The 2,262-nt window shown below is 54.9% G+C and carries 1 protein-coding gene, 1 tRNA gene and 1 rRNA gene; 2 read left to right on the top strand and 1 reads right to left on the bottom strand.

Annotated elements, in window-relative coordinates; genetic code table 11:
• Both rrf and ACR0C3_RS23250 read left to right on the top strand, forming a co-directional pair.
• Window positions 1-97: ribosomal RNA gene (rrf, locus tag ACR0C3_RS23255) — 5S ribosomal RNA — on the top strand; the annotation flags it as partial.
• A 51-nt stretch (window positions 98-148) separates the two neighbouring features.
• A tRNA-Met gene (locus ACR0C3_RS23250) sits at window positions 149-225 on the top strand.
• Between the two features lie 80 nt (window positions 226-305).
• On the opposite strand, the gene ACR0C3_RS23245 is transcribed toward ACR0C3_RS23250, so the two are convergent.
• Window positions 306-1,955, bottom strand: a complete 1,650-nt coding sequence (locus ACR0C3_RS23245) for a recombinase family protein (protein ID WP_480760780.1) — start codon at window positions 1,953-1,955, stop codon at window positions 306-308.
• Window positions 1,956-2,262: the final 307 nt, after the last annotated feature.

Below are 2,262 nucleotides of genomic sequence, written 5' to 3'. Positions count from 1 at the left end.
AGTGAAACACCCGGTCCCATCCCGAACCCGGAAGTTAAGCACTGCCGCGCCAATGGTACTTGGGCTTAAGCCCCGGGAGAGTAGGTCACCGCCAAACCTAGTAAAAGCCCACATTCTCTCTAATACGATGAAACAAATCTGACTCTGACGCGGGATGGAGCAGCCCGGTAGCTCGTCAGGCTCATAACCTGAAGGTCGCAGGTTCAAATCCTGCTCCCGCAACCAGCGTCAGAAAATCCAAACAGCCCGTTCAAACTACAATTGATCCACTGGATCAATCGCTAAACGTCCTTACCTCGTCAGGCTCATAACCTCAAGGTCGTAGGTGCAAATCCTGCTCCCGCAACCATCACGGTCGAACAAAGTGTCGAACGAGCCGCCCCAGGGCGGCTTTGTTCATTCTGGGACACACCCAACGCAAGCAAACCCGCCAACTCCCCAACAAGTTCAATCGTATACTTACCCTCATTCGGGACCAATCGAATCTTTGATAACAGGCCGCGAATGATGGATGTTGCCTCAGCTTGCGAAGAGGGATCGCGCAATGCCGTGGTCAAATTGGCGACTTGTTCCCGATACACATCGGACAATCCGGGATGCAGCAAAACCGGTGGTTCATCAGAGGCGGAGGCGATCAAGGCTTCGAGTTCCGATTTGCGAACCTCCAACGCTGTCAGCTTATCCTTCATGCTGGCGTGAAACATGCCATCACTGATGGCGTCGATGAGATGTGCGATCTTGCGCTCGACCTGCGCCAGATCACGTGTCGCGTTAATCCGCTCCTGTTGAATGGACCCGGCAAGACGGTTGTATTCCTCTTGATAGGCGTTGGTGAATTCCGCGATCAGATCAGGGTGCAGCAACTGTTCCTTGAGGCCGGACAGAACACGATCTTCGAGCTCCGCGCGTTTGATCGTCAACTGGTTGTCGCAAGTGCCTTTGTTCCGTTGGGTGGAGCAGCCGTAATAGTGTTTGCCGACTTGGATGACGCCGCCGCCACAACACCCGCAGGTTAGCATGCCGGAAAACAAATGCCGTGCCCGCTTGGTTAGGCCCAGTTTCCTGATGCCATCGCTGATCGCGGCGCTGCGCGTTTCTTCCTGTCGTGCCTTCACAGCGTTCCACAGGTCATCGGACATGATCCGTAGATCGGGCACGTCTTCTATAACCCAGTCTTCGGGCGGGTTCAGCCGCGCCTGTCGTTTGCCAGTGTTTGGGTCTTTGACGAAACGCTGCCGGTTCCAAACCAACTGCCCGATATAGAGTTCGTTGTTCAAGATACCAGTGCCACGTTGGTGATTGCCATAGATCGTCGATGCGCCCCATGTGCCCCGAGGTCCGGGAATGCCTTCTTCGTTCAGATTGGAGGCGATGTTGCGTGGGCTCAGCCCATGGCTGTAATCCCGAAAAATACGTTGAACGATCTGGGCTTGGCTTGCATTGATCCGCCGTTCCCCTGTGGTGATAGACCCGTCTGCGCCTATGTCTCGCACAACGTCATAGCCGTAGGTGATACCGCCGGCTGACTTTCCTTTGCGCACACGTCCCTCAAGTCCGCGATGGGTCTTTTGAGCCAGGTCTTTCAGGAAAAGGCTGCTCATAGTTCCCTTGAGGCCGATATGCAGTTCGGAAATCTCTCCCTCTGCCACGGTGACAATCGGGATGCCCTGAAACCGCATCTGCTTGAAAAAGGCGGCGATGTGTTCCTGATCCCGGCTGATCCGGTCGAGGCCTTCGGCGACAACAACATCGAAATTATCAAGTCGAGCGTCTTCCAAAAGCCGTTGATAGCCAGGGCGAAGATGAGATGCTCCGCTCAGTCCCCTGTCGGAATAGGTCTCGGCCTCTTGCCACCCATTGCCGCCAATCAAGCGCAGACACAGCCGATGCTGGTCTTCGATGGAGGCGTCACTTTGAAGATCGGTGGAGTAGCGGGCGTAGATTGCGGCGCGCATGGGTCGGGCCTTTCGGACTGAGAAACAAGTTGGCCCAACCCATTATAGGCATGGATTGGGCGGTGTCTTCCACTTTCGATTGCAACCCGTTGCAATGAAAAATGCCTTGATCATAGGTATTTGACCGAACCTAAGATCGACGGGTGGGCGCGAAAGCCTAACGTTTGCGACCCAAGGTCTTCATCTTTGCCTGCAAGAGAGATTGGTAGTCGTCACAGGCCGACAACCCGGTGGCACGATTGTAGTGCTTCTGAGACATGTCCAGCGTCGCGTGCCCGAGGATATCCCGGATGATATTGACATGTTC

Source organism: Ruegeria sp. CK3 (assembly GCF_056536565.1).
Note: the sequence above shows the minus strand (reverse complement) of the source record. Positions and strands in the feature narration are given on the sequence as shown.